Below are 26,977 nucleotides of genomic sequence, written 5' to 3' on the forward strand. Positions count from 1 at the left end.
TGCGCCGGGTTTTAGTCAGTCAGCAGGCTGGCGCGCGCGGCGGCAAAGCGCTTGCCGGCGTCGGCCTGCAAGGCATGCATACCATGCTGCACGCGCGTGTGGCCCGCCGTGCGGACTTCCGCTAGTGTCTCATGCCCATGGTTGGTGAACACATGGACCGCCAGCGCCTGGCTGCCCGACAAACCCGAGAGCGCGGGATGCGCCCCGTCCAGCACGACGAAATCCGCCTGCTGCCCGACGGCAATCGCGCCGATATCCCGGCCCGACGCGCGCGCGCCGCCAAAGGCGGCATCGAGGTAAAGGCGGTCCGCCACCTGCTTGTGCGCGTCCGAAGCCAGCACATTGCGCTTTTGCAGCGCCAGCCGCTGGCCGTACTCGAACAGCCGCAGCTCTTCCACCACGCTGACGCTGGCGTGGCTGTCCGAGCCGATGCCCCAGACACCGCCCTGCCCCAGGTAGGGCGCGGCATCGAATACCCCATCGCCCAGGTTGGCCTCGGTGGTCGGGCAGATGCCGGCCACCGCGCCGCTGTGCGCCAGCCGCCGCCGCTCGTCCCAGTCCAGGTGCGTGGCATGCACCAGGCACCAGCGCGCGTCCACCTCGGCATGGTCGAGCAGCCATGCCACCGGGCGTGTGCCCGTGAGCGTGATGCACTCGTCGACCTCGCGCTGCTGCTCGGCGATATGGATGTGCACTGGCGCGGTTGCATCCAGCGCGTGCAAGCCCGCCACGGCGTCGGCAAGGCTGCGCGGCGGCACCGCGCGCAGCGAGTGCGGGGCAAGTCCCAGGCGAGCCTGGCCATGGCATTGCGGTGCCAGCCGGCCAATCAAGTCGAGCATGGCGTGCGTCTCATGCAGGAAGCGGCGCTGATCCGGCACCGCGGGCTTGTCGCCGAAGCCGGCCGTCTGGTACAGCACCGGCAGCAGCGTGATGCCGATGCCGGCGGTGCTCGCGGCGCGCAGCAGGCGCAGCGACATCTCGGCGGGGTCGGCATAAGGCTTGCCGTCCGTGTCGTGATGCACGTAGTGGAATTCGCAAACGCTGGTGTAGCCCGCGCGCAGCATCTCGATATAGAGCTGCGTGGCGATGGCTTCCAGCGTATCGGGCGAAAGCCGCAGCGCAAAGCGGTACATCAGCTTGCGCCAGCTCCAGAAGGAATCGCTCTCCTGGCCGTCGGCCAGCGTCTCACTGCGGAACTCGGTCAACCCGGCAAAGCCGCGCTGGAACGCATGCGAATGCAGATTGGGCATGCCCGGCAACAGCGGTCCGGCGGCGCGCGGCACGTCCACGGCGGGTTTCGCGCCGGCCTGCACCGTCGTGAATGCGCCAGCGTCGTCCCAGGCCAGCAGTACATCGCTGGCCCAGCCCGTGGGCAGCAAGGCCTGCGTGGCGAACAGGCTTCCGGCGCTCATGGCCGCACTCCTTGCGCTGGCGTGGCAGCGGGATAGACCTTGCCCTGGCGCACCACGGCGGCAGCGGGATTGCGCCCGAACCAGTACGCCAGCTCGGCCGGCGAATCGATATTCCACAGCACGAAATCGGCGGCGCGCCCGGCGGCCAGCAAGCCGTGCCGGTCGCCAGCGCCCAGCGCGCGCGCGGCGTGCGTGGTGACGCCTGCCAGCACTTCGGGCACGGTCAGCCTGAACAAGGTGCACGCCATATTCATCATCAGCAGCAGCGAAGTGACGGGTGACGTACCGGGATTGTGATCGGTGGAGATCGCCATCGGCACGCCATGCCGGCGCAGCAGGTCGATCGGCGGCAGGTTGGTGTCACGCAGGAAATAATAGGCGCCCGGCAGCAGGACCGCTACCGTGCCCGACTCGGCCATGGCAGCGACGCCGGCCTCATCGAGATGTTCCAGGTGATCGGCCGACAGCGCGCGGTAACGCGCAGCCAGCGCGGCGCCACCCAGGTTGCTGAGTTGCTCGGCGTGCAGCTTGACGCGCAAGCCGTGGCGCTCGGCGGCCTGGAACACGCGCTCGGTCTGCGCCAGGCTGAAGCCCACGGACTCGCAGAAGGCGTCCACCGCGTCGATGAGGCCCTCTTCGGCCAGCGCGGGCATCATGGTTTCGCACACCAGCGTGATGTAGTCGTCGGCGCGGCCCGCGTATTCCGGCGGCAGCGCATGCGCGCCAAGGAAGGTGGTGTGCACCGTCACGCCGAAGGCCTCGCCCAGGCGGCGCGCCACGCGCAGCTGCTTGCGCTCGCTGGCGAGGTCCAGGCCGTAGCCGGACTTGATCTCCAGCGTGGTCACGCCTTCGGCCAGCAGCGGCGCGAGACGCGCGGCGGCCAGCGCGAACAGCGTGTCTTCATCGGCGGCGCGGGTGGCGCGCACGGTGGAGACAATGCCGCCGCCGGCGCGCGCGATTTCCTCATAGCCTGCGCCGGCCAGGCGCATGGCGAATTCGTCGGCGCGCTGCCCGCCGTACACCAGGTGGGTATGGCAGTCGACCAGGCCCGGCGTGATCCACGCGTTGCCCGCGTCATGGCGCGGCAGCGCGGCGTACCCCTGCGGCAGCGCTGCCTGCGCGCCGAGCCACGCGATGCGGCCTTGCTGCACGACCAGCGCGGCGTCACGGATGGCCTTGGCGGGATCCCCGTCGGGCAGCAGGTGGCAGCGATGCCAGACGCCGTCGGCGGACAAAGGGGTAACGGCGGCCTGGGCCGTGTTCAGGTTCATTGCGGGTTCTCCAACTCCAGTTCCAGGGTGACGCACAGGCAAAGCGCGGGCTCCGACATCGCCTGCAGGCGATATGGCACCGCTACGCCTTCGGCAAACAGCATGCCGTCGTCGCTCGCCAGCACGGCTTGACCGCCCTGCCCGGCAACGCCGTGGCGCCATGCCCCCTCAACCACAAACAACAACACCACATGCGCGCCGGGCGCGATCGTGAACTCGTCGCGCGCCGCGACCACGCTCGCGCGGCACTGGCCGCGCCGCGTCATCACATTGAAGTCGCGCGTGGCGCCATCCAGCAGCGTGGCCTGCACGCCGCGCTCGCCGGCAAAGGCAAAGGGCTCGCCCACGGTATCGAGGCGATGATCGAAGCTGCCATCGTCAGCCAGCAGGCGTACGCCCGCGCCGTCCAGCAGCACGATCTGGCGATCGATGCCGGGAAAGGCGGAGAACGGCCCATCGGCGGCGATGTCGGCCACGCTCACGCGCCACAGGAATGCGTCCATGCCGGCGCCCGGCGGCCACGCCGCGATCTCGCGGGTGACGCCGCCGCCGTTCTTCCAGGGCTGCGCAGCCAGCGCGCCGAGCGAGAAACGTTCGACGCCGTTCATGCGCCTGCCGCCTTCGGCACCATCGGCAGGTTCAGGCCCTTCTCATGGGCGCAGTCGATCGCGCTTTGGTAGCCGGCATCGGCGTGGCGCATCACGCCGGTGGCCGGGTCGTTCCACAACACGCGTTCGATGCGCCTGGCCGCGGCGTCGGTGCCGTCGCAGACGATCACCACGCCCGAATGCTGCGAGAAGCCCATGCCCACGCCGCCGCCGTGATGCAGGCTGACCCACGTGGCACCGCCCGCGGTGTTGAGCAGCGCGTTGAGCAGCGGCCAGTCGGACACCGCATCGGAGCCGTCGCGCATGGCTTCGGTCTCGCGGTTGGGGCTGGCAACCGAGCCGCAATCCAGGTGGTCGCGGCCGATCACGATCGGCGCTTTCAGCTCGCCGTTCTTCACCATCTCGTTGAAGGCCAGCCCCGCGCGGTGGCGCTCGTCCAGCCCCACCCAGCAGATGCGCGCGGGCAGGCCCTGGAAGGCGATGCGCTCGCGCGCCATGTCAAGCCAGCGGTGCAGGTGCGCGTCTTCGGGGAACAGCTCCTTCATCTTGGCATCGGTCTTGTAGATATCCTCGGGGTCGCCCGATAGCGCAACCCAGCGGAACGGGCCCTTGCCTCGGCAAAACAGCGGGCGGATATACGCCGGCACAAAGCCGGGAAAATCAAAGGCATTGGCCACGCCCTCGTCAAAGGCGACCTGACGGATGTTGTTGCCGTAGTCCAGCGTGGGCACGCCCATTTGCTGGAAGGCCAGCATGGCCTGCACGTGCTTGACGATGGAAGCCCTGGCGGCGGCCTCGACCGACTTGGGATCAGCCGTGCGCGCGGCTTCCCACTGCGCCACGGTCCAGCCCGCCGGCAGGTAGCCGTTGACCAGGTCATGCGCCGAGGTCTGGTCGGTGACGATGTCCGGGCGCATGCCGCCGGCCTGCGCGCGTTTGACCAGCTCCGGCATGATCTCGGCAGCGTTGCCGAGCAGGCCGACGGAGATGGCTTGCTTGTTGCGCGTGGCTTCTTCGATCATGGCCAGCGCTTCGTCGACGCTGGTGGCCTTCTTGTCGACATAGCGCGTGCGCAGGCGGAAGTCGATACGCGACTCCTGGCACTCGATCGCCAGCACGCACGCGCCGGCCAGCACGCCGGCCAGCGTCTGCGCGCCGCCCATGCCGCCGAGACCTGCGGTGAGGATCCACTTGCCGGTGAGATCGTTGTTGTAGTGCTGGCGGCCGGCTTCGACAAAGGTTTCAAAGGTGCCCTGCACGATGCCCTGCGTGCCGATATAGATCCACGAGCCGGCTGTCATCTGGCCGTACATCATCAGGCCGGCGCGGTCCAGCTCGTTGAACTTGTCCCAGGTGGCCCAGTGCGGCACCAGGTTGGAGTTGGCAATCAGCACGCGCGGCGCGTCGGCATGGGTGCGAAACACGCCCACCGGCTTGCCGGATTGCACCAGCAGCGATTCCTCCTCGCCCAGGTTGCGCAGGCTGTCGAGGATGGCGTCGAAGCATTCCCAGTTGCGCGCCGCCTTGCCGATGCCGCCGTACACCACCAGGTCCTGCGGGCGCTCGGCCACGTCGGGATCCAGGTTGTTCTGGAGCATGCGGTAGGCGGCTTCGATCAGCCAGTTCTTGCAGTGCAGCTCGGTGCCGCGCGGCGCGCGGATCTCGCGCTGGCCGCGCAGAGGTGCCGCTTTGGTGAATTGGTGTTCGTTGGCGTTCATGTCTGGTTCTCCTGCGTGTTGGGTTCAACCCTGCACTGCGGTGATTTGTAGTACGTCGCATCTGTTGGCGCCCGCCCTCTCCCCCTGCCCCTCTCCCGCAAGCGGGAGAGGGGAGTAACCCGGCGGCATTGGCCGAAGCCGGCACGATGCGCCAAAGCCATCTGGAATGACGACGGCTGTCACTCCCTCTCCCTCACGGGGAGAGGGTTGGGGAGAGGGGCGGTTTGGCTAGGAGCCACTTGAAGCGAAGCCAATTGTTTTCTTCAGCCCGGCGGCTTAAGCCACGCCCACCTGCGACGGCAGCACCTGGCGCACCGACTCGGGCCAGCCGGCACCCGCATCGCCCTGCTGCACCCACTGCTTCATCGCCTCGATATCCGGTGCGAAGTAGCGGTCGCCTTCCACAAAGGCCACGCGCTCGCGAATGCGTGCGATCTCGGTCTCGATCAGCGGCGAGGATTCCAGCGGGCGGTGGAACTCGATGCCCTGCGCGGCGGCCATGGCTTCGATGCCGACCACCACGGCGGTGTTCTCTGCCATATCGCCCAGGCGGCGCGCGCCGTAGGTGGCCATCGACACATGGTCCTCCTGATTGGCCGACGTCGGCAAGCTGTCCACGCTGGCAGGATGCGCCAGCGACTTGTTCTCGGACGCCAGCGCGGCGGCAGTGACCTGCGCGATCATGAAGCCCGAATGCAGGCCGCCGTCGCGCACCAGGAACGGCGGCAGGCCGGACAGGCCGGAATCGAGCAGCAGCGCGAGGCGGCGCTCGGAGATCGCGCCGATCTCGGCGATGGCCAGCGCGATGATGTCGGCGGCAAACGCCACCGGCTCGGCGTGGAAGTTGCCGCCCGAGATCACATCGCCCTGCTCCGGGAACACCAGCGGATTGTCCGACGCGGCGTTAGCCTCGATCTGCAGCACGCGCGCTGCATGTTGCAGGTTGTCCAGGCAGGCACCCATCACCTGCGGCTGGCAGCGGATGGAGTACGGGTCCTGCACGCGGCCGCAGCTCACGTGCGAGTCCACGATCTTGCTGCCATCAAGCAGCGCGCGCACGGCGCCGGCCACGGCAATCTGGCCGGCCTGGCCGCGCGCGGCGTGGATGCGCGCGTCGAACGGCTTGACCGAGCCCTTGATGGCTTCGAGCGACAGCGCGCCCGCCACCAGCCCGGCAGCGAAGATGTCTTCGGCGGCAAACAGGCCCGCCAGCGCCAGCGCGGTGGAAACCTGCGTGCCGTTGAGCAGCGCCAGCCCTTCCTTGGGGCCCAGCGTGAAAGGCGCCAGGCCCGCGCGGGCCAGCCCTTCGGCGGCCGGGCGGCGCACGCCGTCGATCATCACGTCGCCCACGCCGATCAGCGTGCACGACATATGCGCCAGCGGCGCGAGATCGCCCGACGCGCCCACCGAGCCCTTGGCCGGAATGCACGGCGTGACGCCCGAGTTGGCCAGCGCCAGCAGCGCCTCGATGATTTCTGGGCGGATGCCGGAATGGCCGCGCGCCAGGCTCACGGCCTTGATCGCCAGGATCAGCCGCACGGTGTCACTGTTCAGGTCCGCGCCGGTGCCCACGCTGTGCGACAGCACCAGGTTGCGCTGCAGCTCCGCCAGCTTGTCATGCGGGATGCGCGTTTGCGCCAGCTTGCCAAAGCCGGTGTTGATGCCGTAGACCACCGCATCGGCGTCGATGATGTCCTGCACGGTGGCCTGGGACGCGCGCACGCCAGCCCACGCGGATTCATCCATCGCCAGGCTCACTTCGCCGCGATGGATGCGGCGCAGGTCGGCCAGCGTGACGGAGCCGGGCTGCAAGGTCAGCAGCGGGCGGGAAGTTTGGTTGGCTTGGGTGGCGCTCATTTGTATGTCCCTGTCTATACAGCCGGGTTCGTGCGTTGGCTGGTGGATCTGAAAAAACTAACGGCCCTTGGCGGGTTCAGCCGAAGGCCGGGTTGCCATCGGCGCGGAATCGGCTGCCTAGGCGGTAACGGTTGCCTGGGTGCAGGCAACGTACAAAGGTCACGGGGGTGCCGCCCGTCCAGGTGCGGCGGGTCAGCAGCAGGCACGGCTGGGTAGCCGGCATTTCCAGTTGGGTGGCCTGCTCCGCCGTAGCGGAGATGGCATCGACCACGTGTTCGATCTGGTCGTAGGGCACGTGGCGCAGCAGGTATTCGCCCGGCTTCACCGCATCGGCGGCGACGAAATCCTGGTTGATGAAGTCCGGCGCGACGCGCGGGTTCACATAGCGGTCTTCGAGCTGCACCGGCACGCCGTCCTCCCGGTGCACGCACACGGAGTGGAACACCGATTCACCGGTGCGCAGATCCAGCGCGGCCGCTACCTCGATGGAGGCAGCCACGCGTTCCACCACCATGACGTCGCAAGCGTAGTCGTGCCCGCGCATGCGGATCTCGTCCTGCAGGTTGACCACGTTGAGCAGCGTCGACTGCGGCTTGTGCTCCGCCACGAAGGTGCCCACGCCAGCCACGCGCACCACCCGGCCCTGCTCGGCCAGCTCGCGCAGCGCGCGGTTCACCGTCATGCGCGATACGCCAAAGCGGGTGACCAGCTCCTGCTCGGAGGGCACGCGGTCGCCCGGCTGCCACGCGCGGCTCTGGATATGGCGCGCGATGTACTCCTTCACCTGCTGGTAGAGCGCGGCGGGAGTGGCATCGGGAACGCCCCGGCGGTTGGCGGTGGCAGCTTTCATGGCTTGGTTGGCAACTCAGTGCTCGGCGCTGGCCATGGCCTCGGCGCGGATTTCCTCGGTCAGCACCGCCTTGAGTTCCGAGAACGCCGGCGAGGTCTTGATGGTGTAGTGGCGCGGATGCGGAAAATCCACATCGATGGTGCGCTTGATGCGGCCAGGCCGCGCCGAGAACACGGCCACGCGGTTGGCCATGAAGATGGCCTCGTCGATATCGTGCGTGACGAACAGGACCGTCTTGCGCGAGGCTTCCCAGATGCCCAGCAGCAGTTCCTGCATCAGCACGCGGGTCTGGTTGTCCAGCGCGCCGAAGGGCTCGTCCAGCAGCAGGATCTTGGGGTCGTTGGCCAGCGCCCGGGCAATGGCCGTGCGCTGCTGCATGCCGCCCGAGAGCTGCTTGGGAAAATGATGCTCGAAGCCGCGCAGGCCCACGCGCTGGATAAAGAAGTCGCTGCGCTCGCGCTGGTCGGCCTCGCTCATGCCGCGCTCGCGCAGGCCAAAGCGCACGTTCTGCTCGATGGTCAGCCACGGGAACAGCGTGTACGACTGGAACACCATGCCGCGCTCCGCGCCCGGACCCGTGACTTCCTGCCCGTCGAGCAGCACGCGCCCGGTGGTGGGCGTATCCAGCCCGGCGACGATGCGCAGCAGCGTGGACTTGCCACAGCCCGAGGGGCCGAGGATGGTGACGAAGTCGTTGTCCGCCACTTCAAAATCGGTCGGCTGCAGAGCCAGGGTCTGGCCGCCGCGCGGATTGACGAAGGTACGCGAGACCTGCTGGATGGACAGCGCGCTCATTTGATCGAACTCCACGGGAACAGGCGCTGGTTGGCCAGCTTGAAAGCCAGGTCGGAGACCAGGCCGATGCAACCGATCACGATGATGCCGAAGATGATCTGCCCGGTGTTGAGCAGCGCCTGGCTGTCGGTGATCATATGGCCGATGCCGGACGACGAGCCGATCAGCTCGGCCACGATGACATAGGTCCAGGCCCAGCCCAGCACCAGGCGCAGGATCTCGGCGATCTCCGGCGCGGCGCCCGGGATCAGCACGCGCCGCACGATGCCGCTGCTGTTGGCGCCCAGCGTGTAGGCCGCCTCCACCAGGTCGCGCCGCGCGGCGCCTACCGTCACCGCCACCATCAGCACGATCTGGAAGAACGAGCCGATAAATATCACCAGCACCTTCTGCGCTTCGCCGATGCCGGCCCACAGGATCAGCAGCGGAATAAAGGCCGACGCCGGCAGGTAGCGGCAAAACGAGACGAAGGGCTCGAAGAACGCCTCCGCCGCCTTGTACGCGCCCATGAAGATGCCCAGCGGCACGGCCAGCACAGCGGCCAGCACGAAGCCGCCCAGCACGCGCCATACCGTCATGCCGATGTCGCCGATGAAGTTGTACTCGGTAAACAGCAACACACCTTCATGGGCCATGGTCATCGGGTCGGCCAGGAAGGTGCGCGGCACCATGCCGCCCAGGGTCACCGCCGCCCACACGGCAAAAAACACCACGAAGAACGACAAGCCCAGGACCCAGCGCGCGCGCTGGGTGACCGGCGCCAGCGGCGCCAGCCAGGGATGCCGGCGCATGGCCGCCCGAGTCACCGTGGCGGGAGCGGGCGTTGTAGCCGCACCAGCGGCGGGCGAACCAATGTGAACCTGCGTCATGGCACCGACCTCGTTACTTGATGAAGCGCGCGTCGTACAGGGCCGTGACGTCCGGCACCTGGCGAATCACGCCGATATCGAGCAGCACCTGCGCCGCTTCCTTGCTGAAGCTGGCCAGCTCGCCGCTGAAGAATTTACGGTTGGCGTCACGATCCTGCCAGCGCAGGTAGGCCGATGACTTGGCGAACTGCTCGCCGCTTTGCTTGACCGCCGCGCCCATGATGTCGTTTGCCTTGGCCGGGTCCTGCTTGATCATGTCGAGCGCTTCGAAGTAGCTGTCCACCAGCGCTTGCGCGGCCTTGGGATTGTCCTTGAGCCACTTGGGCGCGCAGCCCAGCGTGTCCATCACCATCGGGTAGTCCAGCGTGGTGGCGAGGATCTTGCCCTTGTCCGGGTTCTGGCGCACCGACGACAGGTACGGCTCATACGTCATGGCCGCATCGTTCTGGCCCGAGACGAAGGCCTGCGCGGCGGCTTGCGGCGACAGCGTGGTGGTCTTCACATCCTTCAGGCTCATGCCGTTCTTCTTGAGCATCCAGGCCAGGCCGAAGTAAGGCGCGGTGCCCGGCGCGTCCACGCCGACGGTCTTGCCCTTGAGGTCGGCGAAGCCTTTCACGTCGCCGCGCACGGCGAGACCGTCGGCGCCGTAGGACTTGTCGAGCTGCACGATCTGGGTGATGGGCACGCCGTTGGCGTTCCAGGCCACATGGGTCTCGACCGTGGTGGCAGCACACTGGATGGCGCCCGCGGCAAGTGCCAGGTGACGGTCCTTCTGCGGAATCATCTTGATGTCGACGTCGACACCATGCTTCTTGAAGATGCCGGCCTTGTCAGCCAGCGTCAGCGGCGCGAAGCCGGTCCAGCCGCTCATGCCCAGCGTGACCTGCGTGGCTTGCGCTTGCGCGGTGCCCGCGGTACCCAGCGTGGCGACGACTGCTGCTACGGCGACGGCTAGCGACTTACCGCTACGGATACGAAATCCCATCTTCCTGGCTCCTTTGGTGTGATGCGAACGGGGCCCCGCCAGCGTTGGCGGCGGCCGGACCGCCCGGCTCGGGCGGCGCCGTACTTGCGGCGCCGGTCATTTGCCAGGCAATTTAGCAACCCTGTATATACAAGTCAATGCAGTAGTTAACCCGAGGCGAAGCGCAGAACTGGCGTGGCCGGCACTTACGTGCCGCCGAGCCTGGAATGGCACGAAACGAGCACAAAACAGCGACGAAACGGGCTCAAGCCGGGTGCCCGCCGATGCCCGCTGACGGGGCATCCGGCCCTCGCCGCTTGCGCCTGCGCGCACCAGATCCGCGCACGGTTACGCTGAATGCGTCACTTGCTGTCTATACAGGATCGAGCGGCAACACCAACGCAAGCGGCGTGCCACCGGCCGCCGCAGGGCTGCGGGAGGAAAGCGCTCCCGGGAGACGCCGAGAGCACCTGAACTCAGGCGTCGAAAAAGGAGGTCACGGTGGGATAGCGCAGCCGCAGGCGCAGCTCGCGTTTGAGACGGGTGTTTTCCAGCCGGCGCGATTCGCTCATGAAGCTGAGCAAGGTTGGCTCCACGGCTTCGCGCAGTTGCGCGCGAGCCAGGCGCGGCGGGCGGGGCAGGCCGCGGCGGTCGGCCACCAGGTCGAAGTAATCCGCCATGCGCATTTCCGAATCGTCGCTGGCATGCACCACCCGCTGCGCGCGGCCGCGGAACAGCGACGCCACCATGGCGCGGGCCAGGTCCAGGGCATGGATGTGGTTGGTATAGACGTCATCCTGCGGCGCCAGCGCCGGCGTGCCCTTGGCCAGGCGGGCCAGCGGCAGCCGGTCTTCGGCATAAATGCCGGGGATGCGCACGATGGAAGCACGCCAGCCGGCATGGCGGCCAAAGTCCCGCACGGACTGCTCGGCCGCCACGCGGCGCCGTGCGCGCGCGGTTTGCGGGCGCACCGCGTGCGATTCCGCCAGCCTGGCGCCGCCCCGGTCGCCATACACGCCCGAGGTGCTGGCATAGACAAACGCTGGCGGCGCGGCACTACGGCCGGACCTGCCGTAGCGTCGCTCGGGTAGAATAGCGGGCTTGGCAGACCATCCGCCAGGCCGTGCGGCGGACCGCCGCCAAGCACCACGCCGCAAGGCGCGCAGCAGCGCCAGCGTGCGGGGATCGCCCTCGCCGCGGGACGGCGGCGGCACCAGGTGCAGCACCCTGTCGGCCAGCCCGGCCAGGCGCGCCAGCGTGGCGGGCCGGTCCAGGTCGGCTACCAGCGGCACGGCGCCGTTGTCCCGCAGCTCAGTGCGGCGGGACGGCTGCGAAGTGATGGCAAGGACGCGCCAGCGCGTCGATAGAATACGCAGGCAACGTGTGCCCACATCCCCACAGCCAACGATGAGTAGGCGCGGGCGACCCAGGCGGCGTCGCGACAGATTTTTGCTCATAGAGTGATTATGGCTTATCAAGTTACCGTCATGCCCAGCGGCCGCACGTTCGAAGCGGCCGCGGATGAAACCATCCTTACCGCGGCCCTGCGCCACAGCATTGGCCTGCCCTACGGCTGCAAGAACGGCGCATGCGGATCCTGCAAGGGCCGTGTCACCGCTGGCGGCATCGAGCAGGGCGACCATGCCGCTTCCGCGCTGTCCGCGCAGGAAAAGACCGAGGGCCGCGCGCTGTTCTGCTGCGCCAAGCCCACCTCGGACATCACCATCGAATGCCGCGAGGTGCAAGGCGCCGGCGACATCCCCATCAAGAAGGTGCCGTGCCGCGTCGCCACGCTGGAACGCGTGGCCGAGGATGTCATCGTGACCCGCCTGCAGCTGCCCGCCACCGAGCGCATGCAGTTCCTGGCCGGCCAATATGTCGAGTTCCTGCTGCGCGACGGCAAGCGCCGCAGCTACTCCATCGCCACGCCGCCGCACCAGGAAGGCCCGATCGAGCTGCACATCCGCCACATGCCCGGCGGCACCTTCACCGACTACGTGTTTGGCGCCAGGGAGGGCCAGCCGGCAATGAAGGAGCGCGACATCCTGCGCTTCGAAGGCCCGCTCGGCAGCTTCTTCCTGCGTGAAGACTCTGACAAGCCCATCATCCTGCTGGCCTCAGGCACCGGCTTCGCGCCGATCAAGGCCATCGTCGAGCACGCGGTCTACACCGGCATCACCCGCCCGATGACGCTGTACTGGGGCGGACGCCGCCCGCGCGATCTCTATATGCACGCGCTGTGCGAGCAATGGGCGCGCGAGCTGCCCAACTTCCGCTACGTGCCGGTGATCTCCAACGCCCAGGACAGCGACGACTGGGACGGCCGCACCGGCTTTGTCCACGAGGCCGTGATGGAAGACCATCCCGACCTGTCCGGCTTCGAGGTCTACGCCTGCGGCGCACCGGTGATGATCAATGCGGCGCGCAAGGACTTTTCCCTGCGCTGCGACCTGCACGAGGATGCCTTCTTCGCCGACTCGTTCACGTCGGAAGCGGACATGCATCCGGCAGGCTCGGTACCGCCGGCACCGGCGGCCTGAGCGCCCCGCTGCCCCTGCCAAGCTACAACAATGCCCGGCCCCGCCAAAATTCGTTTTGACAGCCGGGCGCATGGCCCTTATATTGGCGGCCATGAACTACGCTATCAACAACCGACGCAGCTACCGTACGTCGCTCCCCACCGGGGTGCCTCGCGGCTGACCGTCCATAGCTTCTGTTCAGGTCAACAAGCCACGGGCAATCCCCGTGGCTTTTTGTTTTTCTGCTCTCCTCTCCCCTGTTTCACGCCGACCCCTGGAGTCCGCCATGGCATTTGCTGAGTACCCCGTCCAATCCCTGATGTACATCACCAACCGGCCCGAGCTCGTCTTTACCGAAGGCAAGGGCTCGTGGCTCACGGACCATAACGGCAAGCGATACCTGGACTTCGTGCAGGGCTGGGCGGTCAACTGCCTGGGACACTCCAACCAGGCCATGATCGATGCGCTGGTCGACCAGTCGAAGAAGCTGTTCAACCCCAGCCCGGCGTTCTACAACGAACCCATGCTCAAGCTGGCCAGGCAGCTCACCGATGCCAGCTGCTTCGACAAGGTGTTCTTCGCCAACAGCGGCGCGGAAGCCAACGAGGGCGCGATCAAGCTGGCGCGCAAATGGGGCCGTAAGCACAAGAACGGCGCGTTCGAGATCATCACCATGGACCACAGCTTCCACGGCCGCACGCTCGCCACCATGAGCGCGTCGGGCAAGGCCGGCTGGGACACCATCTTCGCGCCGCAGGTGCCGGGCTTCCCCAAGGCCGACCTGAACGATCTGGCCTCGGTCGAAAAGCTGATCAACGACAAGACCGTGGCCATCATGCTGGAGCCGGTGCAGGGCGAAGGCGGCGTGATCCCCGCCTCGCGCGAATTCATGCAAGGCCTGCGCAAGCTGGCCGACCAGCACAAGCTGCTGTTCATCGTCGACGAAGTGCAGACCGGCTGCGGCCGTTGCGGCACCATGTTCGCCTATGAACTGTCGGGCGTGGAGCCGGACATCATGACGCTGGGCAAGGGCATTGGCGGCGGCGTGCCGCTGGCAGCCCTGCTGTGCAAGGCCGAGGTCGCAAGCTTCGAAGCCGGCGACCAGGGCGGCACCTACAACGGCAACCCGGTGATGACGGCCGTTGGCAGCGCCGTGATCTCGCAGCTGACCGCGCCCGGCTTCCTGCAAAGCGTGCAAGACAAAGGCGCCTACCTGCGCGAGCAGCTGCTGGCGCTGACATCCGAGTTCGGCCTGGGTGGCGAGCGCGGCGAAGGCCTGCTGCGCGCACTGGTGCTGAACAAGGACATCGGCCCGCAACTGGTGGAAGAAGCGCGCGACATGCAGCCGCAAGGCCTGCTGCTGAACTCGCCGCGCCCCAACCTGCTGCGCTTCATGCCCGCGCTGAACGTGACCATCGAGGAAATCGACCAGATGATCGGCATGCTGCGCACGCTGCTGAAAAAGCTGGCCTGAGCCTCGTCTTGAAGCCGGCGCGCCGCCGGCCAGGCACCATGGAAAAAGCCCCGCAAATCGCTTGCGGGGCTTTTTCCTTGCAGCAAACTGCAGCGTCACACAGGCGACATCACTCGCCCAGATACGCCGCGCGGACCTTCGGATCGTCCAGCATCTGCTTGGCGTCGCCGCTCATCGTGACCAGGCCGGACTCCATCACATAGCCGCGGTGCGCCGCCTGCAGCGCCAGCCGCGCGTTCTGCTCCACCAGCAGCACGGTCACGCCCAGCGCGGAGACGTCGCGCACCACCTCGAAGATCTTCGCGACCATGATCGGCGACAGGCCCATCGAGGGCTCATCCAGCAGCAGCAGCTTAGGCTGGCTCATCAGCGCGCGCGCCATGGCCAGCATCTGCTGTTCGCCGCCGGACATGGTGCCGGCCAGCTGGTTGGCGCGCTCCTTCAGGCGCGGGAAGATACCGAACATGCGGTCGATGTCGGCCTTGATGCCGGCCTCGTCGGTGCGCGTGTAGGCGCCCATCTGCAGGTTCTCGGTAATGGTCATGCGCGCAAACACCCCGCGCCCTTCCGGCACCATCGCCAGCCCTTGCTTGAGCAGCGTGTAGCTCGGCACCCCCTTGATGGACTTGCCCATGTACTCCACATCGCCGCCGGCCCATCCCTGCAGGCCGGTGATGGCCTTCATGGTGGTGGTCTTGCCAGCGCCGTTGGCGCCAATCAGCGTGACCAGTTCGCCTTCTTTGATCTCGAGGTCGATGCCCTTGACCGCCTGGATGCCGCCGTACGCGACCTTCAGGCCGGATATCTTCAGTAGTGTTTCTTTCATTGTGTCTTTCCCCCGTCAGTGCGCCGGGGTACCGAGGTAAGCCTCGATCACCGCTGGATTGCTCTGGACTTCGTGCGGCAGGCCCTGCGCGATGACCTTGCCGTAGTCGAGCACGGTCAGGCGATTGCACAGGCCCATCACCAGCTTCACGTCGTGCTCGATCAGCAGGATGGTCTTGCCATCGCTGCGGATCTTGTCGAGCAGGCCGCGCAGTTCCACCTTCTCGGTGGCGTTCATGCCAGCGGCGGGCTCATCGAGCGCCAGCAGCTTGGGCTCGGTGGCCAGCGCCCGCGCGATCTCCAGGCGGCGCTGGTGGCCGTAGGACAGGTTGCGCGAGGTGAAGTGCGCGTACTTGCCGATGCCGACGTACTCCAGCAGGTCATGCGCCCAGTCTTCCACCGAGTGCTCCTCGCGCCGGACCGAAGGCGGGCGGAACACCGCGCCAAAGAGGCCGGCCTTGGTGCGCACATGGCGACCCACCATCACGTTTTCCAGCGCGGTCATCTCGCCGAACAGGCGGATGTTCTGGAAGGTGCGGGCAATGCCGGCCTTGGCAACTTCGTGCACGGCGGTCGGCTGGTAGGCCTTGCCGCCCAGCACGAACTCGCCGGAGTCCGGTGTGTACAGGCCGGTAATCACGTTGAAGAAGGTGGTCTTGCCAGCCCCGTTGGGACCGATCAGGCCGTAGATTTCGCCCGGCTTGATCTGCAGGCCCACGTCGGACAATGCCTGCAGGCCGCCGAATCGCTTGTTGACCCCCTGTACCGACAGGAGGAGATTCTCGTTGCTCATGATGTCCTCCTGGTCAGAAACGGCCAACGCTGCCCGGGCGGCGGATCACCGGCCGGTCTTCCTTGCGCGGCGACGGCCACAGGCCCGCCGGGCGATACAGCATCACACCAACCAGGGCCAGCCCGAACAACAGCTGGCGCAGCACTTCGGCGTCGACGATGGTATGGCCGAAGAGCATGTTCTGCGCCGGCTCCGCCACGGCGCGCAGCAGTTCCTGGAAACCCACCAGCAGGATACCGCCCAGGATCACGCCAGGAATGTGGCCCATGCCGCCCAGCACCACGATGGCCAGGATGTAGATGGACTCCCACAGCACAAACGACTCAGGCGACACGAAGCCCTGGAAGGCGCCGAACACCGCGCCCGACGCACCGCCGAACGACGCGCCCATGGCAAAAGCCAGCAGCTTGATGTTGCGGGTGTTGATGCCCATCGCCTTGGCGGCAATCTCGTCTTCGCGGATGGCCACGAAAGCGCGGCCGATACGCGAGTTCTGCAAGCGCAGGCAGATGAACACGATGGCGATCACCAGCACGACCAGCAGGTAGTAGTACATGAACACCGGCGTGAACTTCAGCCCGAAGATCTCGTGCGACTTGGAGAAATCGAAGCCAAAGATGTGGACCGGGTCCACCGCGGTGATCCCCTTCGGGCCATTGGTGATGTTCAGCGGCCGGTCGAGGTTGTTGAGGAAGATGCGGATGATCTCACCGAAGCCCAGGGTCACGATGGCCAGGTAGTCGCCGCGCAGCTTGAGCGTTGGTGCACCTAGCAGCACACCAAACGTTGCCGCCACCAGCACCGCCAGCGGCAGCACGAACCACATGGAGAGGTGCAGGCCATTGGGGAAAAGCTGGTGGATCCACTCGAACTGGTTGGCCAGATGGGGCGAGCCCAGCAAGGCCATCATGTAAGCGCCGACAGCATAGAAAGCGATGTAGCCAAGGTCGAGCAGGCCGGCAAAGCCCACCACGATGTTCAGGCCAAGCGCCAGCATGATGTAGATCAGCGCGAAGTCGAGCACGCGCACCCAGTAGTTGCCGCCCAGCGTCTGCACCAGGAACGGGGCGCACAGGGCGATGACCAGGAAGCCAAGCAACGCGGCCATGGTCTTGGCCGGCGTCTTGGTCAGCGGCGCAGCCTGCGCCGCCGGGGATGGAATCGGGGTATTCATGGATTCTCTCTCCTTAGGCGCGTTCGGAAACCCGCTCGCCCATGATGCCGGACGGACGGAATACAAGGACGATGATCAGCACGATGAAGGCGAACACGTCCTGGTAGTTGGAGCCAAACACCCCGTTGGTGAGATCGCCGATATAGCCGGCGCCCAGCGCTTCGATCAGGCCCAGCAGCATGCCGCCGACCATGGCGCCAGCAAGGTTGCCGATGCCGCCCAGCACCGCGGCGGTGAACGCCTTCAGGCCCGGGATGAAGCCCATGTAGAAGTGCGCGTTGCCGTAGTTGGTCGCCATCATCACGCCGGCCAGCGCGGCCAGCGCGGCACCGATCATGAAGGTGGCCGAGATGACGAAGTTCGGGTTCACGCCCATCAGGCCTGCCACCTTCTGGTTCTCGGCGGTGGCGCGCATCGCGCGGCCCAGCTTGGTGCGGTTGACGAGGGTCAGCAGGCCCGCCATGACCATCAGCGCCATGCCGATGATGACGATTTCCTTGCCCGTGATGGTGGCGCCGGTCGAACCGATATCGATCGGCGACGAGGGCAGCAGCTGCGGGAAGGTCAGCGGGTTACGCGACCAGATCATCATCGCCAGGGTCTGCAGGATGATGGACACGCCGATGGCGGTGATCAGCGGGGCTAGCCGGGGCGCGTTGCGCAACGGCCGGTAGGCGACCCGCTCGATGGTGTAGGCCAGCACGGCGCAAACCGGCATGGCGATCAGCGTGGCAATGACCAGCGTGAGCCACTCCGGCAAGCCGGGGAAGAATTTCTGCAAGCCAAGTATGGCTGACAGGGCGGTCAGCGCGCCGATCATCAGCACGTCGCCGTGGGCGAAGTTGATGATCCCGAGAATGCCGTAGACCATGGTGTAGCCGAGTGCGATCAGCGCATAGATGCTGCCGAGCACCAGACCGTTCACGATCTGCTGGATAAAGATATCCATGAAAACTCCTTGCTTCCGTCCAAATTCCCTCGGCATGGTGTGGATGTCGGGGGGACGTTGATATGTGGGTGGTTTGGTAGTGTCGATATTTGCTGGTAAGCGGCCTGCCTACTCCACCCATGGTAAGGATGCTGCACGTATGGCAAGGCTAAAAAAACGGCACCGCAACATACTCGCGGTGCCGTTCGGATGGGCCGGTAAGCCCGGTTTACATCTTCACGACGTCAAGGACGGTCTTCTTCTTGTCCTTGTACTCATACAACGTGATGGTGCCTTCCTTCATGTCGCCCTTTTCATCGAAGGCGATGTTGCCGATCAGGCCCTTGTAGTTGGTCTTGGGCATCTCGGCCAGGATGGCCGCCGGCTCGGTCGAGTTGGCGCGCTTCATCGCGTCAACAATGACCATGACGGCGTCATAGGTGAACGGTGCGTAGATCTGCACCGGCGCATTGAAGCGAGCCTGGTAGCGCTTGTCGAAATCCGCGCCCTGTTCCATCTTGGACAGCGCCAGACCGGCTTCCGAGCAGATGATGTTTTGCACGGCATCGCCGGCCAGCTCAGCCACCTTGTCGGTACAGACGCCATCGCCGCCAACGATCTTGGAAGTGATGCCAAGTTCCTTGGCCTGCTTGGCAAACGGGCCGCCGGTGGCGTCCATGCCGCCGTACATGATCACGTCGGGCTTCTTGCCCTTGATCTTGGTCAGAATGGCCTTGAAGTCGGTAGCCTTGTCGTTGGTGGCTTCACGTGCCACCACGTTCACGCCCGAAGCCTTGGCGGTCTTCTCGAACTCGTCGGCCAGGCCCTTGCCGTAGGCAGTGGCATCGTCGACGATGGCCACGGTCTTGGCGTGCAGGCTCTTGGTGGCGTAGTTGGCCAGTGCGGGGCCTTGCTGGGCGTCGGTGGCCACCACGCGGAACGTGGTCTTGAAGCCTTGCTTGGTGTAGTCGGGGTTGGTCGACGACGGCGAGATCTGCACGATGCCGGCATCGCTATAGATCTTGGAGGCCGGAATCGATACGCCCGAGTTCAGGTGGCCAACCACGGCCACGACCTTGGCGTCCACCAGCTTCTGCGCCACGGCGGTGCCCGTCTTCGGGTCGCCTGCGTCGTCTTCGCCGACCAGCTCGAGCTTGATCTTCTTGCCGTTGATCTCCAGGCCGGTCTTGTTGACTTCTTCCACGGCCAGGCGAGCGCCGTTTTCGTTGTCCTTGCCAAGGTGGGCGATACCGCCGGTGAGCGGTGCCGCATGGCCGATCTTGACTACGACTTCACCGCCGCCCGCCGGGGCCATGGCCGCAGCAGGAGCCGATGCTGCCGCATCAGCGGGCTTTTCTTCTTTCTTGCCGCAAGCAGTAACCAGCGCCACTGCGGCTGCGATCGGCAGAATCTTGGCAAACGTGATTTGCATGAGTGATCTCCTAGGATTCACATGATCAGGGTAAACCAACGCCCCCCGGACGCTTCCCTGAGCCGCCTTAGTTTAGTTTCAATTTGAAACGCGCGAATTGTATTCCCTTTTTATACGGATGCAATATGCGACGCAACAACCTGAAGGATTAACCCACCAAATGAGCTAGGGAATTTCCCCAATGCACACATTGGGGCAATTCCCTCCCACATGGAGGCTAGCCGTTGATACTAACAAGATTCGTGCCTACCGCTTGCCACAGGTTGGCTTTGCAGCCTTTAAGTCACTTGCGGGGTTGCGTATTAAATAGGTGTTTCATTTAATATCAACAGTCTCATTCAAATACAACGCGCGAGTGTGCCGGCACCATAATAGGGAAATCCCCAATTACAGGGATTTCCCTTATTTGTCTTTTCAGACAGACAGGCATAAGACCGCTCGCGCCGGGCCTGTGCATTATCCAAGGGATAGCAGGCAATATAGAGTGCTATATATTGGTGCAACCCTGGAGAGAGAATGGTGCGCGACGGTGTGCAACTGGCGCGCGAGGGCTGCGCCTGCCGGGCAGAAGCGGCTGCGCAAAAAGCAACGGCCCGCTAGAGCGGGCCGTTTTGCCAGACGGTCAGGTAAAGCAGGCCGATCAGGCGGACGTGACCTGTTGCAGGCCGCGCGGCAAGGGGAACGACATCTTTTCCTCGATCCCGTCCAGCGCGCGCACGTTGCGCGCACCGAGAAGGTGCAGACGCGCGACAATGGCCTGTGCCAGTGCCTCAGGGGCGGAGGCGCCGGCGGTCAGGCCGATGCGGCGCTTGCCCGCGATCCACTCCGGCTGGAGCTGATCGGGTGAATCGATCATGTAGGCCGGCACGCCCAGGCGCTCCGCGAGCTCGCGCAAGCGGTTGGAGTTGGAACTGTTGGGGCTGCCCACCACGATCACCACCTCCACCTGGGGCGCCATGAACTTCACGGCATCCTGGCGGTTCTGGGTGGCGTAGCAGATGTCTTGCTTCTTGGGCTCGCGGATCAGCGGGAAGCGCGCCTTGAGCGCGGCGACGATCTCCAGCGTTTCGTCCACCGACAGCGTGGTCTGGGTCACGAATGCCAGGCGCGTGGGATCCGCTACGTGCAGCTTGGCAACATCCTCGGAAGACTCGACCAGCAGCATGCCGCCTTCGGCCTGCCCCATGGTGCCCTCGACTTCAGGATGGCCTTTGTGGCCGATCATGATGATCTCGCAGCCCTCGGTGCGCATCTTGCCGACTTCCACGTGCACCTTGGTCACCAACGGGCAAGTCGCGTCGAACACGTTCAGGCCGCGCACGGTGGCATCGGCGCGCACTTCCTTGGATACGCCGTGGGCGCTGAAGATCACGGTCGAGCCGGGCGGCACTTCCTCGAGCTCCTGCACGAAGACCGCGCCCTTGCGGCGCAGGTCTTCCACCACATAGGCGTTGTGGACGATTTCGTGGCGCACGTAAATCGGCGCGCCGTAGCGTGCAAGGGCGCGCTCGACGATCTCGATGGCGCGATCCACGCCAGCGCAAAAGCCGCGCGGCTGCGCCATCAGGATCTCGGCATCGGGGGCTGTGGTGGGTTCAGACATGCAAGGATTCGACTCAAGGGTGCCGGCACAAGGCCCGGCCGGTGGTCTGCTTAGAGAATGCCGATCAGCTGGACATCGAACAGGATGGTCTGTCCGGCCAGCGGGTGGTTGAAATCGAACAGCGCCGACGTCGTGCCGATCTCCTTGAGCACACCGGCGTACTTACCGCCGCCGGGTGCATTGAACTCAACCAGGTCACCCGGCGCGTAGTCCTCTTCAAATGAAGAGTTCTCGCGCAGCGTCGCCAGCGAAACCCGTTGCAGCAGATCGGGGTTGCGCGGGCCAAAAGCGTGCTCCGGCGCCAGCCGGTAAGTCATGCGCTCGCCCTCCGGCATGCCCAGCAGCGCCTGCTCCAGTGTAGGCGCGAACTGGCCTTGCCCCAGCAGCAGCGTGGCGGGCTTCTCCGCGAAGGTACTGACGATCTCAGTGCCGTTCTCCATGGAGATGCTGTAGTGAAGGGTCAGGAAGGAATCCGCCTGCACGGTCTTGCGCAGATCCGGGGTGCCGTCCCCATCCTTCGGGCCGGAAGCAAAAGTTTGCAAAGTCATAGGTGCTCAACCAGTCAACAACCCGTATTGTAAGCGACTCGACCGCGCGCCGCCTTGTCCGCGGTGCCATTGTTCCGAGGGGATCGTGCCATGCGCATTACCGATTGGCCCAGCAATGAGCGGCCACGCGAAAAACTGCTGAGCGGCGGGGCCGCTACGCTCTCGGACGCCGAACTGCTTGCCGTGTTCCTGCGCGTGGGCGTGGCGGGAAAAAGTGCCGTCGACATCGCCCGGGAGCTACTGAACGATTTCGGCACGCTCAGCAGCCTGTTTGCGGCGGACGCCGGGCAACTGGCACGCGTCAAGGGCGTTGGCAGCGCCAAGTACGCGCAGTTGCAGGCGGCCCGCGAGCTGACCCGGCGCGCGCTGGGCGAGCAGCTGCAACTGCCCGGGGCACTGGATTCGCCCACGGCGGTGCGCGACTACCTGCGCCTGTCTCTGGCGGGACTGACCTACGAAGCCTTCCTGTGCCTGTTCCTGGACGCACGCAACCGCCTGCTCGCCAGTGAGGAGCTGTTTCGCGGCACGCTGACCCAAACCAGCGTCTATCCGCGCGAAGTTGCCCGTAAGGCACTTTCGTATAACGCCGCGGCGGTCATCGTGGCGCACAACCACCCGTCGGGGATCACCACGCCCAGCGCCGCCGACCTCACCATGACCCGCGCGCTGTCCCGCTCCCTGGCCCTGATTGACGTGCAAGTTCTTGACCATTTCATCGTCGCAGGTAGTAACATCCACTCCTTCGCCGAACACGGCCAGCTGTGATGCAAGATGCGATGCGTGTTGTGATGCGCACCGCACGGATGCACACCCCTGAACGGTAAACGAGAGAAAGCATTGATTCGCCAGTGCTTTCCAGTCTATAATGCTCGTTTGCTGAAGTCTCAACCGCTGCAGTCCGGGCCAGCGCGCCTTTTGTTGATCTGTTGCGAACATTGTCCACGTAGAAGAGTTAGGAGTGCTTCATGGCACGCGTCTGTCAAGTGACCGGGAAAGCGCCGATGGTCGGCAACAACGTTTCCCACGCAAACAACAAGACCAAGCGTCGTTTTCTGCCCAACCTGCAGAATCGTCGTTTCTTTGTTGAATCGGAAAACCGCTGGGTGAGCCTGCGCGTCTCGAACGCCGGCCTGCGCCTGATCGACAAGAAAGGCATCGACACCGTGCTCGTGGATCTGCGCGCACGTGGCGAAGTCTAATTAGGAGCACATCATGGCCAGCAAGGGCGGACGCGATAAAATCAAGTTGGAGTCGACTGCAGGTACGGGTCACTTCTACACGACCACCAAGAACAAGCGCACGATGCCGGAAAAGATGGAGATCATGAAGTTCGATCCCGTCGCCCGCAAGCACGTGTCGTACAAGGAAACCAAGATCAAGTAATTGATCCTGTCTTCCGCATGCCGATCGCGCGGCATGTCTGTAGAAACCCCGCTCACGCGGGGTTTTTGCTTTTCCGGGCAGCATACGCCGCATTGCGTAGCCAACGCCTCCCACCCCCGGCTTACGCATGGCTTGCCTGCCCACGCAAGCCCGCCGGCGGTGTACACTTTCCAACTTTCCTGCCTCCCGACCGCGTGCCGCGCGCGTCTCTCGCACCATGAACTTCGATGTCGCCATTGTCGGCAGCGGACTGGCCGGTCTGACGGTCGCGCTGCAACTGGCCGACACCCATCGGGTTGTCATCATTTGCAAACGTGCCATGACGCAAGGCGCCAGCGACTGGGCTCAGGGCGGCATTGCCGCGGTCCTGGACTCAGGCGACAGCCACGATGAGCACACGCAGGACACCCTGGTGGCAGGCGCCGGCCTTTGCGATGACAGCGCCACGCGCTATATCGTCGAGCACGGGCGCGAAGCGATCCAGTGGCTGATCGACCGCGGCGTGCCGTTCACCCGCGATGACCAGGCAGAACTCGGCTACCACCTCACGCGGGAAGGCGGCCATAGCCGTCGGCGCATCATCCACGCGGCGGACGCTACCGGCCATGCTGTCGTGTCCACGTTGAGCGAGCAGGCGCGCCAGCATCCCAATATCACGATCATCGAGGACCACTTCGCGGTGGACCTGATCACTTCGCGCAAGCTTGGCCTGCCGGGCAACCGCTGTTACGGCCTCTACGTGCTGGACGACGCCAGCGGCGAAGTGCAGACCATTACCGCCACCCACACCGTGCTGGCGACAGGCGGCGCGGGCAAGGTCTATCTCTACACCACCAACCCCGACACCGCCACCGGCGACGGCATCGCCATGGCCTGGCGCGCGGGCTGCCGGGTGTCGAACATGGAGTTCATCCAGTTCCACCCGACCTGCCTGTATCACCCCTACGCCAAGTCTTTCCTGATTTCGGAAGCGGTACGCGGCGAAGGCGGCCTGCTTAAGCTGCCCGACGGCACCCGCTTCATGCCGGAGCATGACGAACGCGCCGAACTGGCACCGCGCGACGTGGTGGCGCGCGCGATCGACTTCGAGATGAAGAAGCGCGGCCTGGACTACGTGCACCTGGACATCAGCCACCAGCCCGAATCCTTCCTGCGCGAGCACTTTCCGACCATTCACGCAAGGTGCCTGGAACTTGGCATCGATATCGCCCGCGAGCCCATCCCGGTGGTACCGGCAGCGCACTATACCTGCGGCGGCGTGGTCACCGACACTGCGGGCCGCACCGATCTGGCCAATCTCTACGCCGTGGGCGAGACCGGCTGCACGGGCCTGCACGGCGCCAACCGCCTGGCCTCCAATTCGCTGCTCGAATGCATGGTGATCGGGCGCGCGGCAGCCCTCGACATCGCCGGACAGGACAAGGCCGGCCAACCCGACATCGCCCTGCCCCAATGGGATGAAAGCCGGGTTGCGGATGCCGACGAGGAAGTCGTGGTCTCGCACAACTGGGACGAACTGCGCCGCATGATGTGGAATTACGTGGGCATCGTGCGCACCAGCAAGCGGCTCGAGCGCGCCCAGCACCGCATCACCCTGCTGCGCGAGGAGATCGCGGAGTACTACGCCAACTTCCGCGTCACCCGCGACCTGCTGGAGCTGCGTAACCTGGTGGAAGTCGCCTCGTTGATCGTGGATAGCGCATATTCGCGCCATGAAAGCCGTGGTTTGCACTTCAGCCGCGACTATCCCGAGACGTTGCCGAAGGCGCTGCCCACGGTGATGCAGCCGGTGTTCAAGCGGGAACGGGCGAAGTAAGCCCCCGGGTCAGGCCATGAAAAAAGCGCGCCAAGGCGCGCTTTTTTCATGGCCTGACCAAGTCCGCTTACTCGATGATCCGCAACGAATAATCCGTCGCGCGCACATCCTTGGTCAGCGCTCCCACCGAGATCCGGTCCACGCCGGTTTCCGCAAAAGCACGGATCGTGTCTGCACTGACCCCGCCCGACACCTCCAGCAAGGCCCGCCCGGCATTGATACGCACGGCATCGCGCATCATTGCCTCGGTAAAATTATCGATCAGGATCGATTTCGCGCCAGCCGCCAATGCCTCTTCCAGCTCGGCCAGGTTTTCCACCTCGACCTGGACCGACACACCGGCATCCAGTGCGGCCGCTGCCTGCATGGCGGCGGTGATGCTGCCGGCCGCGGCAATGTGGTTTTCCTTGATCAGGATGCCGTCGTACAACGCCAGGCGCTGGTTGTCGCCACCACCGACCCTGACCGCGTACTTCTGCGCCAGGCGCAGACCCGGCAACGTCTTGCGGGTATCGAGCACGCGCGCCCGGGTACCTTCGACCAGGTCGGCATAGCGGCGCGTAGCGGTCGCCACGCCAGACAGCAACTGCAGGAAATTCAGCGACGGCCGCTCCGCGGTCAGCAGCGAACGGGCCGGGCCGGTGATCTCGCAGACCACCGAGTCCGGCGCCATGCGGGCACCCTCGGCCTGTTGCCAGACGACCTGCAACGCCGGATCGACCGCGCGCATGCATGCCTCGAACCAAGGCTGGCCGCACAGCACGGCTTGCTCGCGCACGATCACGCGTGCCCGCGCCGGCTTGCCAGCGGGCACCAGCATGCCGGTCAGGTCGCCGCTGCCGACATCTTCAGCAATCGCTGCGCTGACATTGGCCTGGAGCGCCCCGGCAAGCGCCGGACCATAGCTGTCGAAGATAGCGTTGCGGCTCGAATTCACGGTATTCACGTTTGGATTGCTGCTCATGCCGGGCCGATTCCCTTGAACAAGGCCTGCTCGCTCGCCAGGTCGGCCTTGGGCCGCACATTGGCCTTCTGCTGCGCGGCGAAGTCGAGCATGCGGTCGATGCAGGTCACGGCCTGGCGGCCGATGTCTGCGTCGACATGGATTTCGTTATGACCGTTCTCCAGCACTTCGGCCAGATTGGTCAGTGCGTTCATCGCCATCCAGGGGCAGTGCGCGCAACTTTTGCAGGTCGCGCTGTTGCCGGCAGTGGGGGCTTCGATGAAATGCTTGTCGGGGGCGGCCAGGCGCATCTTGTGCAGGATGCCGTTGTCGGTCGCGACGATGAACTCGCGCGCGTCCAGCTCCTTTACCGCCGCGATCAGCTGCGAAGTCGAGCCCACCACATCGGCCTGCTCGACCACATTGGCCGGCGACTCCGGATGCACCAGAATCTTGGCATTGGGAAACTCCCGGCGCAGCAGGTCAAGCTCGATGCCCTTGAACTCGTCATGCACCAGGCAGGAACCCTGCCACAAGAGCATGTCGGCGCCGGTCTGCTTCTGGATATAGCCGCCCAGGTGCTTGTCCGGGGCCCACAGGATCTTTTCGCCGCGCGCGTGCAGGTGCTCGACAATCTTCAGGCCAATGCTCGAGGTCACCATCCAGTCCGCGCGCGCCTTCACCGCGGCGCTGGTGTTGGCATAGACCACCACCGTGCGATCGGGATGCGCGTCGCAGAACGCGGCAAATTCGTCGGACGGGCAGCCCAGGTCAAGCGAGCAGGTTGCGTCCAGGTCGGGCATCAGCACGTTCTTTTCCGGGCTGAGGATCTTTGCGGTCTCGCCCATGAAGCGGACCCCCGCCACCACCAGCGTCTTGGCCGGATGATCGCGGCCAAAGCGCGCCATCTCCAGCGAGTCCGACACGCAGCCGCCGGTTTCCTCGGCCAGGTCCTGCAGGTCGGAATCAACGTAATAGTGCGCGACAAGCACCGCATTGCGTTGCTTCAGCAAGGTCTTGATGCGCGCTTTGAGCGCCGTGCGATCCTGTGCCGACAGCACGGGAGGCACTTTGGCCCAGGCATGGGCGACACAGCTGCCGCCCTCGGGGGACTCCATCGAGAGGTTCGGCTTTTCGAACTCGACGGCTTTGATCGTTTGGGGGGTCATCTCCGATACTCCTCTTGGACAGCATG

General features: G+C 65.4%; 25 protein-coding genes. 6 read left to right on the top strand and 19 right to left on the bottom strand.

Features of this window, described 5'->3' with window-relative positions:
- Positions 1-11: 11 nt before the first annotated feature.
- From A9975_RS35135 to A9975_RS35180, 10 genes are all read right to left on the bottom strand, one after another.
- Positions 12-1,412 (bottom strand): formimidoylglutamate deiminase, encoded by a 1,401-nt coding sequence (locus tag A9975_RS35135; RefSeq protein WP_183036751.1) that lies wholly within the window; start codon positions 1,410-1,412, stop codon positions 12-14.
- Positions 1,409-2,683 carry an imidazolonepropionase gene (gene hutI / locus A9975_RS35140; protein WP_183036752.1) on the bottom strand — a complete coding sequence of 425 codons (1,275 nt, stop codon included), beginning with the start codon at positions 2,681-2,683 and terminating at the stop codon, positions 1,409-1,411. The genes A9975_RS35135 and hutI overlap by 4 nt, the downstream gene beginning before the upstream one ends.
- Entirely contained in the window at positions 2,680-3,291 is a 612-nt protein-coding gene (locus A9975_RS35145) for a HutD family protein (protein WP_183036753.1), read from the bottom strand. Before A9975_RS35145 ends, hutI begins: the two co-directional genes overlap by 4 nt.
- The gene (gene hutU, locus A9975_RS35150; protein ID WP_183036754.1) at positions 3,288-5,009 is read right to left on the bottom strand and encodes a urocanate hydratase; all 1,722 of its coding nucleotides are present in this window, start codon (positions 5,007-5,009) and stop codon (positions 3,288-3,290) included. The genes A9975_RS35145 and hutU overlap by 4 nt, the downstream gene beginning before the upstream one ends.
- A gap of 276 nt (positions 5,010-5,285) precedes the next feature.
- Positions 5,286-6,866 carry a histidine ammonia-lyase gene (gene hutH, locus A9975_RS35155; RefSeq protein WP_150986033.1) on the bottom strand — a complete coding sequence of 527 codons (1,581 nt, stop codon included), beginning with the start codon at positions 6,864-6,866 and terminating at the stop codon, positions 5,286-5,288.
- Positions 6,867-6,942: 76 nt separating this feature from the next.
- Complete coding sequence (gene hutC, locus A9975_RS35160; RefSeq protein ID WP_183036755.1) at positions 6,943-7,716, bottom strand: histidine utilization repressor; 774 nt, start codon at positions 7,714-7,716, stop codon at positions 6,943-6,945.
- A gap of 15 nt (positions 7,717-7,731) precedes the next feature.
- Positions 7,732-8,511, bottom strand: a complete 780-nt coding sequence (locus A9975_RS35165; RefSeq protein WP_183036756.1) for an ABC transporter ATP-binding protein — start codon at positions 8,509-8,511, stop codon at positions 7,732-7,734.
- A complete protein-coding gene (locus A9975_RS35170; RefSeq protein WP_183036757.1) occupies positions 8,508-9,380 on the bottom strand; it encodes an ABC transporter permease in 873 nt (290 codons plus the stop codon). The genes A9975_RS35165 and A9975_RS35170 overlap by 4 nt, the downstream gene beginning before the upstream one ends.
- A gap of 13 nt (positions 9,381-9,393) precedes the next feature.
- Complete coding sequence (locus tag A9975_RS35175) at positions 9,394-10,365, bottom strand: ABC transporter substrate-binding protein (RefSeq protein WP_183036758.1); 972 nt, start codon at positions 10,363-10,365, stop codon at positions 9,394-9,396.
- Positions 10,366-10,820: 455 nt separating this feature from the next.
- Complete coding sequence (locus tag A9975_RS35180; protein WP_183036759.1) at positions 10,821-11,801, bottom strand: NAD-dependent epimerase/dehydratase family protein; 981 nt, start codon at positions 11,799-11,801, stop codon at positions 10,821-10,823.
- A 9-nt stretch (positions 11,802-11,810) separates the two neighbouring features.
- Between A9975_RS35180 and A9975_RS35185 the strand changes: the two genes are divergently transcribed.
- Together A9975_RS35185 and A9975_RS35190 are read left to right on the top strand one after the other, a co-directional pair.
- The gene (locus tag A9975_RS35185) at positions 11,811-12,884 is read left to right on the top strand and encodes a CDP-6-deoxy-delta-3,4-glucoseen reductase (protein WP_183036760.1); all 1,074 of its coding nucleotides are present in this window, start codon (positions 11,811-11,813) and stop codon (positions 12,882-12,884) included.
- Positions 12,885-13,149: 265 nt separating this feature from the next.
- Positions 13,150-14,337, top strand: a complete 1,188-nt coding sequence (locus A9975_RS35190) for an acetylornithine transaminase (protein ID WP_174425535.1) — start codon at positions 13,150-13,152, stop codon at positions 14,335-14,337.
- Between the two features lie 109 nt (positions 14,338-14,446).
- Here A9975_RS35190 and A9975_RS35195 read toward each other — a convergent pair whose 3' ends face one another.
- The 7 genes from A9975_RS35195 to A9975_RS35225 all read right to left on the bottom strand — a co-directional run bounded on the left by A9975_RS35195 (position 14,447) and on the right by A9975_RS35225 (position 21,640).
- Positions 14,447-15,163 (bottom strand): ABC transporter ATP-binding protein, encoded by a 717-nt coding sequence (locus tag A9975_RS35195; RefSeq protein ID WP_043349255.1) that lies wholly within the window; start codon positions 15,161-15,163, stop codon positions 14,447-14,449.
- A gap of 15 nt (positions 15,164-15,178) precedes the next feature.
- A complete protein-coding gene (locus A9975_RS35200) occupies positions 15,179-15,955 on the bottom strand; it encodes an ABC transporter ATP-binding protein (protein WP_043349258.1) in 777 nt (258 codons plus the stop codon).
- Between the two features lie 13 nt (positions 15,956-15,968).
- Positions 15,969-17,129 (bottom strand): ABC transporter ATP-binding protein, encoded by a 1,161-nt coding sequence (locus A9975_RS35205; protein ID WP_150986024.1) that lies wholly within the window; start codon positions 17,127-17,129, stop codon positions 15,969-15,971.
- Between the two features lie 13 nt (positions 17,130-17,142).
- Entirely contained in the window at positions 17,143-18,078 is a 936-nt protein-coding gene (locus tag A9975_RS35210; RefSeq protein ID WP_174425539.1) for a branched-chain amino acid ABC transporter permease, read from the bottom strand.
- Between the two features lie 208 nt (positions 18,079-18,286).
- Positions 18,287-19,489 (bottom strand): branched-chain amino acid ABC transporter substrate-binding protein, encoded by a 1,203-nt coding sequence (locus A9975_RS35215; protein WP_183036761.1) that lies wholly within the window; start codon positions 19,487-19,489, stop codon positions 18,287-18,289.
- A gap of 640 nt (positions 19,490-20,129) precedes the next feature.
- Positions 20,130-21,092, bottom strand: coding sequence for a 4-hydroxy-3-methylbut-2-enyl diphosphate reductase (gene ispH, locus A9975_RS35220; protein ID WP_183036762.1), 963 nt, complete (start codon positions 21,090-21,092; stop codon positions 20,130-20,132).
- 50 nt (positions 21,093-21,142) lie between these two features.
- Complete coding sequence (locus tag A9975_RS35225; protein WP_150986020.1) at positions 21,143-21,640, bottom strand: peptidylprolyl isomerase; 498 nt, start codon at positions 21,638-21,640, stop codon at positions 21,143-21,145.
- A 90-nt stretch (positions 21,641-21,730) separates the two neighbouring features.
- Here A9975_RS35225 and radC point away from each other — a divergent pair, with 90 nt between their 5' ends.
- From radC to nadB, 4 genes are all read left to right on the top strand, one after another.
- Complete coding sequence (gene radC, locus A9975_RS35230; RefSeq protein ID WP_183036763.1) at positions 21,731-22,405, top strand: DNA repair protein RadC; 675 nt, start codon at positions 21,731-21,733, stop codon at positions 22,403-22,405.
- A 200-nt stretch (positions 22,406-22,605) separates the two neighbouring features.
- Positions 22,606-22,839, top strand: a complete 234-nt coding sequence (gene rpmB, locus A9975_RS35235; RefSeq protein WP_006157507.1) for a 50S ribosomal protein L28 — start codon at positions 22,606-22,608, stop codon at positions 22,837-22,839.
- A 13-nt stretch (positions 22,840-22,852) separates the two neighbouring features.
- On the top strand, positions 22,853-23,023 hold the full coding sequence (rpmG, locus tag A9975_RS35240) for a 50S ribosomal protein L33 (RefSeq protein WP_006157508.1): 171 nt from the start codon (positions 22,853-22,855) through the stop codon (positions 23,021-23,023).
- A gap of 217 nt (positions 23,024-23,240) precedes the next feature.
- Positions 23,241-24,839: an L-aspartate oxidase gene (nadB, locus tag A9975_RS35245; RefSeq protein ID WP_183036764.1), complete on the top strand. Its 1,599-nt coding sequence runs from the start codon at positions 23,241-23,243 to the stop codon at positions 24,837-24,839.
- 67 nt (positions 24,840-24,906) lie between these two features.
- Here the strand turns inward: nadB and nadC are convergent, their stop codons facing one another.
- Positions 24,907-25,803, bottom strand: coding sequence for a carboxylating nicotinate-nucleotide diphosphorylase (gene nadC / locus A9975_RS35250; RefSeq protein ID WP_183036765.1), 897 nt, complete (start codon positions 25,801-25,803; stop codon positions 24,907-24,909).
- Complete coding sequence (gene nadA / locus A9975_RS35255; RefSeq protein ID WP_183036766.1) at positions 25,800-26,951, bottom strand: quinolinate synthase NadA; 1,152 nt, start codon at positions 26,949-26,951, stop codon at positions 25,800-25,802. The genes nadC and nadA overlap by 4 nt, the downstream gene beginning before the upstream one ends.
- Positions 26,952-26,977: the final 26 nt, after the last annotated feature.

It is taken from the genome of Cupriavidus sp. UME77, assembly GCF_014170355.1.
GTDB classification, from domain to species: domain Bacteria; phylum Pseudomonadota; class Gammaproteobacteria; order Burkholderiales; family Burkholderiaceae; genus Cupriavidus; species Cupriavidus basilensis.

What these genes read in the sequence shown, in the direction of transcription:
- A9975_RS35165 (WP_183036756.1), bottom strand. Translation starts at nt 8,511, where the DNA reads ATGAGCGCGCTGTCCATCCAGCAGGTCTCGCGTACCTTCGTCAATCCG.
- rpmG (WP_006157508.1), top strand. Translation starts at nt 22,853, where the DNA reads ATGGCCAGCAAGGGCGGACGCGATAAAATCAAGTTGGAGTCGACTGCA.
- hutI (WP_183036752.1), bottom strand. Translation starts at nt 2,683, where the DNA reads ATGAACCTGAACACGGCCCAGGCCGCCGTTACCCCTTTGTCCGCCGAC.
- rpmB (WP_006157507.1), top strand. Translation starts at nt 22,606, where the DNA reads ATGGCACGCGTCTGTCAAGTGACCGGGAAAGCGCCGATGGTCGGCAAC.
- A9975_RS35210 (WP_174425539.1), bottom strand. Translation starts at nt 18,078, where the DNA reads ATGGATATCTTTATCCAGCAGATCGTGAACGGTCTGGTGCTCGGCAGC.
- A9975_RS35185 (WP_183036760.1), top strand. Translation starts at nt 11,811, where the DNA reads ATGGCTTATCAAGTTACCGTCATGCCCAGCGGCCGCACGTTCGAAGCG.
- A9975_RS35205 (WP_150986024.1), bottom strand. Translation starts at nt 17,129, where the DNA reads ATGAATACCCCGATTCCATCCCCGGCGGCGCAGGCTGCGCCGCTGACC.
- nadC (WP_183036765.1), bottom strand. Translation starts at nt 25,803, where the DNA reads ATGAGCAGCAATCCAAACGTGAATACCGTGAATTCGAGCCGCAACGCT.
- nadA (WP_183036766.1), bottom strand. Translation starts at nt 26,951, where the DNA reads ATGACCCCCCAAACGATCAAAGCCGTCGAGTTCGAAAAGCCGAACCTC.
- hutC (WP_183036755.1), bottom strand. Translation starts at nt 7,716, where the DNA reads ATGAAAGCTGCCACCGCCAACCGCCGGGGCGTTCCCGATGCCACTCCC.
- A9975_RS35200 (WP_043349258.1), bottom strand. Translation starts at nt 15,955, where the DNA reads ATGAGCAACGAGAATCTCCTCCTGTCGGTACAGGGGGTCAACAAGCGA.
- A9975_RS35170 (WP_183036757.1), bottom strand. Translation starts at nt 9,380, where the DNA reads ATGACGCAGGTTCACATTGGTTCGCCCGCCGCTGGTGCGGCTACAACG.
- A9975_RS35145 (WP_183036753.1), bottom strand. Translation starts at nt 3,291, where the DNA reads ATGAACGGCGTCGAACGTTTCTCGCTCGGCGCGCTGGCTGCGCAGCCC.
- A9975_RS35190 (WP_174425535.1), top strand. Translation starts at nt 13,150, where the DNA reads ATGGCATTTGCTGAGTACCCCGTCCAATCCCTGATGTACATCACCAAC.
- A9975_RS35135 (WP_183036751.1), bottom strand. Translation starts at nt 1,412, where the DNA reads ATGAGCGCCGGAAGCCTGTTCGCCACGCAGGCCTTGCTGCCCACGGGC.
- A9975_RS35195 (WP_043349255.1), bottom strand. Translation starts at nt 15,163, where the DNA reads ATGAAAGAAACACTACTGAAGATATCCGGCCTGAAGGTCGCGTACGGC.
- A9975_RS35225 (WP_150986020.1), bottom strand. Translation starts at nt 21,640, where the DNA reads ATGACTTTGCAAACTTTTGCTTCCGGCCCGAAGGATGGGGACGGCACC.
- A9975_RS35215 (WP_183036761.1), bottom strand. Translation starts at nt 19,489, where the DNA reads ATGCAAATCACGTTTGCCAAGATTCTGCCGATCGCAGCCGCAGTGGCG.
- hutH (WP_150986033.1), bottom strand. Translation starts at nt 6,866, where the DNA reads ATGAGCGCCACCCAAGCCAACCAAACTTCCCGCCCGCTGCTGACCTTG.
- A9975_RS35175 (WP_183036758.1), bottom strand. Translation starts at nt 10,365, where the DNA reads ATGGGATTTCGTATCCGTAGCGGTAAGTCGCTAGCCGTCGCCGTAGCA.
- nadB (WP_183036764.1), top strand. Translation starts at nt 23,241, where the DNA reads ATGAACTTCGATGTCGCCATTGTCGGCAGCGGACTGGCCGGTCTGACG.
- ispH (WP_183036762.1), bottom strand. Translation starts at nt 21,092, where the DNA reads ATGTCTGAACCCACCACAGCCCCCGATGCCGAGATCCTGATGGCGCAG.
- A9975_RS35180 (WP_183036759.1), bottom strand. Translation starts at nt 11,801, where the DNA reads ATGAGCAAAAATCTGTCGCGACGCCGCCTGGGTCGCCCGCGCCTACTC.
- hutU (WP_183036754.1), bottom strand. Translation starts at nt 5,009, where the DNA reads ATGAACGCCAACGAACACCAATTCACCAAAGCGGCACCTCTGCGCGGC.
- radC (WP_183036763.1), top strand. Translation starts at nt 21,731, where the DNA reads ATGCGCATTACCGATTGGCCCAGCAATGAGCGGCCACGCGAAAAACTG.